Annotated in this window: 9 protein-coding genes; 3 read left to right on the plus strand and 6 right to left on the minus strand. The window is 40.2% G+C overall.

The features are described from left to right. Positions 1 to 33: 33 nt before the first annotated feature. The 5 genes from CKO50_RS23970 to CKO50_RS11480 all read right to left on the minus strand — a co-directional run bounded on the left by CKO50_RS23970 (position 34) and on the right by CKO50_RS11480 (position 2,799). On the minus strand, positions 34 to 207 hold the full coding sequence (locus tag CKO50_RS23970) for a hypothetical protein (RefSeq protein WP_176474649.1): 174 nt from the start codon (positions 205 to 207) through the stop codon (positions 34 to 36). A 67-nt stretch (positions 208 to 274) separates the two neighbouring features. Beyond that, on the minus strand, positions 275 to 994 hold the full coding sequence (locus tag CKO50_RS11465; protein WP_255229619.1) for a site-specific integrase: 720 nt from the start codon (positions 992 to 994) through the stop codon (positions 275 to 277). Beyond that, positions 987 to 1,208, minus strand: coding sequence for a hypothetical protein (locus tag CKO50_RS11470; protein WP_095728257.1), 222 nt, complete (start codon positions 1,206 to 1,208; stop codon positions 987 to 989). Before CKO50_RS11470 ends, CKO50_RS11465 begins: the two co-directional genes overlap by 8 nt. Before the next feature lie 653 nt (positions 1,209 to 1,861). Continuing rightward, positions 1,862 to 2,482 (minus strand): hypothetical protein, encoded by a 621-nt coding sequence (locus CKO50_RS11475; protein WP_176474650.1) that lies wholly within the window; start codon positions 2,480 to 2,482, stop codon positions 1,862 to 1,864. A 35-nt stretch (positions 2,483 to 2,517) separates the two neighbouring features. Further along, the gene (locus CKO50_RS11480; RefSeq protein ID WP_095728258.1) at positions 2,518 to 2,799 is read right to left on the minus strand and encodes a helix-turn-helix domain-containing protein; all 282 of its coding nucleotides are present in this window, start codon (positions 2,797 to 2,799) and stop codon (positions 2,518 to 2,520) included. A gap of 95 nt (positions 2,800 to 2,894) precedes the next feature. On the opposite strand from CKO50_RS11480, the gene CKO50_RS11485 reads away from it, so the two are divergent. Both CKO50_RS11485 and CKO50_RS11490 read left to right on the plus strand, forming a co-directional pair. After that, entirely contained in the window at positions 2,895 to 3,086 is a 192-nt protein-coding gene (locus CKO50_RS11485) for a hypothetical protein (protein WP_095728259.1), read from the plus strand. A 110-nt stretch (positions 3,087 to 3,196) separates the two neighbouring features. Continuing rightward, entirely contained in the window at positions 3,197 to 3,883 is a 687-nt protein-coding gene (locus CKO50_RS11490; RefSeq protein WP_095728260.1) for a hypothetical protein, read from the plus strand. 18 nt (positions 3,884 to 3,901) lie between these two features. Here CKO50_RS11490 and CKO50_RS11495 read toward each other — a convergent pair whose 3' ends face one another. Continuing rightward, entirely contained in the window at positions 3,902 to 4,489 is a 588-nt protein-coding gene (locus tag CKO50_RS11495; protein WP_095728261.1) for a hypothetical protein, read from the minus strand. Positions 4,490 to 5,168: 679 nt separating this feature from the next. Here CKO50_RS11495 and CKO50_RS11500 point away from each other — a divergent pair. Beyond that, positions 5,169 to 6,437, plus strand: coding sequence for a hypothetical protein (locus tag CKO50_RS11500; RefSeq protein WP_141240136.1), 1,269 nt, complete (start codon positions 5,169 to 5,171; stop codon positions 6,435 to 6,437). The last annotated feature ends 67 nt before the right edge of the window (positions 6,438 to 6,504 follow it).

Genomic DNA, 6,504 nt, shown 5'->3' on the forward strand with positions numbered 1-6,504 from the left:
GGTGCAAGTAAACAGACTCATTGTGCCAGCAGATCATGACAGCGCCCTGAGCAGTGCAGCCAACCACAGGGTATCTGTGTTTGATGGCAACAACACCGTATTCTGACCATGCTTGAGCTGCGTGCAGAAGTCAGTGACAGACAAACCACTGAGTTCCTGTTGTTCGATAAGTTTCAGCCATTGCTCTGCGGTTTTGTGTTTAGGCATGTTCAGCTCCGAATTGAGGTCAGAGCTGTACTTTATAGGCTGAGCGTATTCAGTAGCTAGGTGTGGTTCAGGCGACGCTTACTTTAGAGAAAGAGTCCGACCACTTTTTACCGCCAGCGATATCATAGCGCTGAAGGTAGTTAATTTTTCTGTCTACAACGGTTATCGGTTGTGCTAAAAGTTGTTGTTCTAGCTTATTGGCGAGTGTGGTTGGAATCAGCACATGGCGAATTAAGCCGCCTTTACCTTGCACGGTATATAGCTCGCCGCTTCGACCATGCCATTTTGAATCTAGGGTTGGGCGTTTGTCTGGACCTCGATCACTGGCTTTGGCAAGCGTCAGTAGCTCATGGGCGCGCAGGCCTGCGGCATAGGCGATTTGTGTAGCGAGTTGATGCTTTGCTGTTTGCCGATGTGAAATGGCTCTGGCTTGATCTGTAGTGTAAGCCCGAGAGCGCTTGATTTCTTCTAAACATGACTTTACTCGATAGAGTGTTTCTTTTGGCTGTAGCTTACCGTTTAGTTGCATCATAGCTTGTATTGCTTGACGCTCCATATCTAGGGCTTTTTGGCCGACAATTTCAGCTCGGTAGTCGAGATAAATTCGGGCTTGTTCAATACTCATAGATTGAATGCCGTTTATACCAATATCCTTTGACCAACTGGCAACCGTTTTTAGTGCCTGCTCGTAGTTTCTAGCTGTGCCTAAAGAGCGTATATGTTTTGCTTTGGTCAGCCCTTTGATAACGTTTTTGGCTTGTGTGCTGGCTTTGGCAAATTTAGGCATTTTTATCGAGCCACCGCTTCACGGTCGTCCACTGTACAACGATACCTCGCATGGCAAGCCAGCGTTGTAACTCAGCTTTAGTTGCACCCGCGTCATATAGTTTACAAAGTTGAGTGTGGTACTTATCAAGTTTGGATGATTTATGACGTTTACGGGCACGTAGTTTTGTTTGCGCTTTTAATAAAGCGACTTCAGTATTTGGGTTAAAAGTCATGCTTGTTCCTTGGTTGTAAGATTAACTGGCAACACCGTTGCTCAGCGGCACTAAAGCCTATTCGCCCCAGTTAAGCGCAACAGCGCAAGGCTCGGACTGATCTCGCCTAAAATAAAAACCTCAGATACGTGGAAGCGGCAGCAACTAAGCGCCGAATTTGAAAAGCGCCATAAATGTGGCGCGGCATGACATAAATATTAAAACAGTGAGGGTCCTCACTACGTGTTGTCGGCAGCTGAGCAGCGCCGTTTTTATTCAATGCCCAAAGGGCTAAATCAAGTTTAGGTTAGCGTTAAATATAACAGCTTTCAATCTGCAAATAAAAATCTGCGTATAAGCTCAACAAAACCAAGCCCCCCGCTATGAAGCGAGCGATTTATCGCTTCGACATAGCGGGGGGCGTAGCCCCTTTTAAAAGAGGAGGAAATTGCTCATGATGCCTCGGTTAAAAGGGTTTGGTTTTTAGCAAATTCGCAGGCGAGCAACTACTGAATTAATCTTAACTAGGTATCTAGCTTTGGAGTGAAAAAATGGGTTCTGTGATAGTTTGCAACTTACTTATTTTAGGAGTTGTTTTGTTTTTCTATGTGTTGTTTGGGGCTGTGAACCAAAAAGAGCCATAAGTCAGGAAGCTTCGATGGGGATTGGCTTATCTATTTGAAAAGCGTTTTCTTCAATATAGTGTCCAATATTGTGGCTCCAGAGTGATTAAATCCGGGCTTTAATACAAGTTCACCCTCTTGCTTGTTCCCCTCAAATAATACCTCAGAGTCAACAACTGTTGTGGAAAATACAGGCCTGCGTATAATTTCGTTTTCTGAGAGACCTGAAGCCTGATAGTAGGCTTTTAACCCTTCAATGTTTGTAGACCATGAGTTTCCTAAGCTATCTAAGGATTCTCCAACTCTACCTATTCTATATAATTTTATGAGTTGGCTGTTTGATTCATAAGTCTTATTGAACTTATTAAGGTCGAAGCGAAAACAATCATAATTTCCTGAAATTATTGTTGATGTGTATAAATCTATATGATCTTGATCGGTTCCATTACCTTGCATAATACTTGTGATCAAGTTCTTATTTTTACAAAGGAATAATAAAAGGCATTCTAAATTACTCCCTAATGAATCAGTGTAAAAATCGCTTTCAAAGTCTCGTGTTGAGTTCAGTTTATTATTTAAAAAATCGAGTTCATCTACTGTTAAATAGTGATTTTCTAAGTGGTCGATATCTATAAAAATACTGCTAAATAAGCTAGTTAAATATTGATTCAAATGTAGCTCCTCGTAAAGTTATTGTTAGTCTAAATTTAGCTGCAGTGGCCATGTTTACTTTTGTGTGCGAGTATTTTTTCTGCTAGCTCATCTTCTTCACAAAACAAAAAGGCAGTTGGTACGTCTAAAACTTTAGCGAGTGCTTTGACTGTTTTAAAATCAGGCGCATGAACCCCTTTTTCATACTGGTTCATTCTCGCAGAGGCAGAGAACTCGTCCATTCCTGCCAAAATACCTAGCTGTTTTTGAGATAAACCTTTCCTCTTTCGAGCCTCTTTTAAGTGCTTTGGAAAGGGCGACTCGTCATTTGTTTTCATCGTAAATCAATTAATTCTTGAAAACTAAGAGTCTCTTAGCTTTAATGGTATTCTGATACTCAGGAATCCTTAGTTTTAATGTGAGAGGTTAAACCATGTTTTTAAAAGCACTGAAAGCAACCGCGTTAATAGCGCTTGAAGTCATGATCGATGACGATAAAAAATCAGACCAAGACAAATTTATTGATGAACACAATGATGGAATGGGTAACGTAAACTTCTATGGTGACGAGTACACGGAACAAGAAGCTCGGGAAGCCGATGATAGGGGAGAGTTTTATTATTAGCGTACATACGACTTTAGAGACTGATGTGTTATAAATTGACCTTAATCCGAATAGGTAAACCTCTTCGGAGTTGAGTAAATAAAAAATTTCAGTCGATAGGGAAGTTACAAATGAATAAAGCTAAGAGGGTTGAGTTACTGCGCTTGTTTAGCGCCGCTAGTCGTTTTGAAAGCAGGCTTAAGACAAAGAGTAGAGAAGATACAGAAAGCTTTTTTATCAAAAACTACCACTGGCTTTTCTTAGTATCACCGTTCGCAGTGTCTGTTATTTTGGCTTTTATTGCAAAGTCAGGAGATGGAGATAATCACCTAAGAGCAGCAGCATTAATTTTGCTACTTGTGGCATATTTTGCTGCGGTAATTCAGCCATTCTTAATGATATGGATACATCGGCGTGACTTTATAAATTCGGTGCGTTCACCCATGAGCCTCTTAATGAAAAATATTGAGAGAAGTACCCTAGTTGATTCTAGGCTGTTAAGCAGACTAAGAGATTTACCTATTGGCACACTTGATATTGTCCTTCTTGAGTTAAGAGCAGAGAAAGAGTTTTTTGAGAAAAGAATAGCTCTAGTTGTTGGCTCTATCGAAAAAGTCGGGCTTATCCCAGGGATATTCGCTGTATTGGTTGCGTTGTCAAATGTTAAAGCAGACAAGTTCTTATGGCTTGATGCACTAGCTTACTCAATATTATTTCTATATGGTTTTGGTGTTGCTGCACACCACCTTGCAATGCGTTTGGAACGCTACTCAAAGGTGGTTGAACTGGTTCTGGAAAGTAAGAAACCTAAAAATTAGGTTGTTATAGTTGCAATTTTAACAAACATAATAGTTTTCCAAGCTAGCCGCTAGACAAAATGGTTGAAACAGTTTGTGGTTATGTGGAAGTTGAGAATAAACGTCATTTATGTCTATAGGAAAATGACTGTAGCCAGATCGTTCTGATAACACTCTTTCAAGATATAGATTCACAATATAGAGCCCTGCGAGAGACTCCAATACGTTACCAAGGTTGGCTTTGTGGAAATGTTCTCTGCGCTCATGTTTTACTTTGTTATAGTCTGACCACCAAGAGGGGGATCGACCCTCTTCAAATGCTTTCCACGGGACGTATTGCAATTCGAACTCAAAGGACAGTGCTTGTTCAGTTATCAGCCCTTGTTGATTTTCAACTATCCACTGACGGTAATTATTTATATTGGTATTTTTCCCCTTTTTGTTAGGGCATATATCACATATCTCTTTGAGTACCACCTCAACTTCAGCACAAATTGCAAGATAGAGTTTGGCCAGCTCTATGGAGTATGTTTTGAAATTGTCAGGGGCAAAGTGTATGTAGCGAGACAAAGCGTATACATCTGATTCTAGCGAGAGATAATAGCGCCAATGTAGATTTTGTTTCATGGTTTCCTTACGTAGCGCACCTTTAGGGCTGAGTATCGTTAAAGTGCACTGTCTGCTTATATTTATTTTTATCCAATTATTTACACGGTTATCTTAAATTAGAAGACTAGTAAATTACTAGCGCAAAAGTTGCTTCTAACTTCTTGATACCTCACACTCAATCATTTATATTCACAAATGCGCACGTTTGCTGCGTTCCTGCGAAGGGAGTCACTTCGGTGACTGAAAACAGGCGCCTTTATGGCTGCCTTCAATACGTAAAGAGGAAGTGGATGTTGCTTATGCAATGTTCAGGCAATGAAGTAATTAAAGAATAATGCCCTTCGCTCCTTTTAACGTATTGGAGGGCTGTCATGTCATCATCTCAAACCATTTAAGTTAAAGACTTAGCTGAGCTATTACAATTATCACCACGCACTATCCACAACCGAATTAGCGCTCAATCAAAAGCAATTGAAGCTGGTGAAAACCCAGAAAGCTACCAAGTACAGCGTTTAGCACCACCTTCGATAAAGTTAGGCAAATCACGTTTGTTTATACGGGAAACCGTTGAGCAATGGCTTGCTCGTTTTGAAGGGGTGAAGATGTAAAGAAGGCGAAAGGGGTTGCTTGACCGGCCATACCCCAACCGCACTTTGCATCTTCAAATTATATGCTTGCCTTAAAAGAAAGGCCACCTTTGTCGTGGCCAGAGTATGCTATTGCCTCACCAAAAGGCTTTTACGAGTTAATAGATTTTCATTCACCCAAATATGTGAGGGCACTTTTTAGTCATAACCACGAATCAGGTAAAAAGATCTTTTTATTGGGAAACCGAAAGTCCAGTAAGGTCACAGATTTAAAAGCTTTTAAAAGAAAAACAACTAGTTATGTTCAAGGAGTATTGAACAGCAAAAGCGAGGCGGTTAACAACTACTATAGTCCAAACGAGTTTTTTAGTTGGCCAAGAGCGATAAATTTGGCTCTTTTCAGGGCTAACTGGATTGATATTGATGTTACTGAAAAAGTTGACGCAACAAAGGTGCGAGAGCTTGAACATGACTTAATTGAAAAAGTTATTCAAATTTTAAAAAAGAATAAGATACCACCATTTACAGGCTATGTTTGCTCGGGTTCTGGCGGGATTCATTTATATTGGATTTACGACCCTGTAGAAGCTTCAGAAGTTAATAAAGAACTGTGGAAAGCGATAGCAAACATATTAATTGAAAGTTTACAAAGCATACGCTCGTTATGGTACATCGACACGGCCGCATCAAAAAGGGCTTATGGAAATCTGCGTATACCAGGCTCTGTTCATGGGCGAACAGGTTTACAAGCAAGGTTTTTTGGTGGTGGGCCTAAGTACCAATTTGAAGATCTACTAAACTATCTCAATTTGGAGTCATTAAGAGATAGCTTGAGACTAGAAAAAGAATTGAGAGTTGTTAGGTTGCCAATTAAACCTAAAAGCAACAAACCCAAACAACAAATTCAAAGGCGTTATGGGCACAATATCAAGGATTGGTGGCTCAAATGTATAAACACCATTCAAATTCATTTTCGTAAGCAAGGCAAGGTTCCTAAAGGCAAACGTGATAAAACAGCATTCATTCTATTTGTTGCCTTGCAACATTTAAATAAAGACACAGCTTTTGAAAAGCTTATAAAAATCAACGATGAGCTGATTGGCTTCTCACTCGAAGAGTTAGACGGACTGACAAAAACGGCAAAAAGCACTTTCTACAAATACAAAAAAGACACACTAGCTGAATACCTAGAAGACTTACTTGACTACCGTCCTGAATATTTGTGTACGAAGCCCAATGTTAAGCTATCAATAGATGAAATAAGGCAAAGGCAGAAAAAAGCGGCCAAAGATACGGCTAGAAAAAAGAGCACTAACTCAAAAGTGATTGTGGCTAAAACCATTAAAGATCTAACCAAAGAAACTGGCAAAAAGCCGTAAGCGTCGCCTGAACCCCACCTAGCTACTGAATACGCTCAGCCTATAAAGTACAGCTCTGACCTCAATT

Origin of the sequence: Pseudoalteromonas sp. HM-SA03, from assembly GCF_002289345.1 — a bacterium.
GTDB lineage: Bacteria > Pseudomonadota > Gammaproteobacteria > Enterobacterales > Alteromonadaceae > Pseudoalteromonas.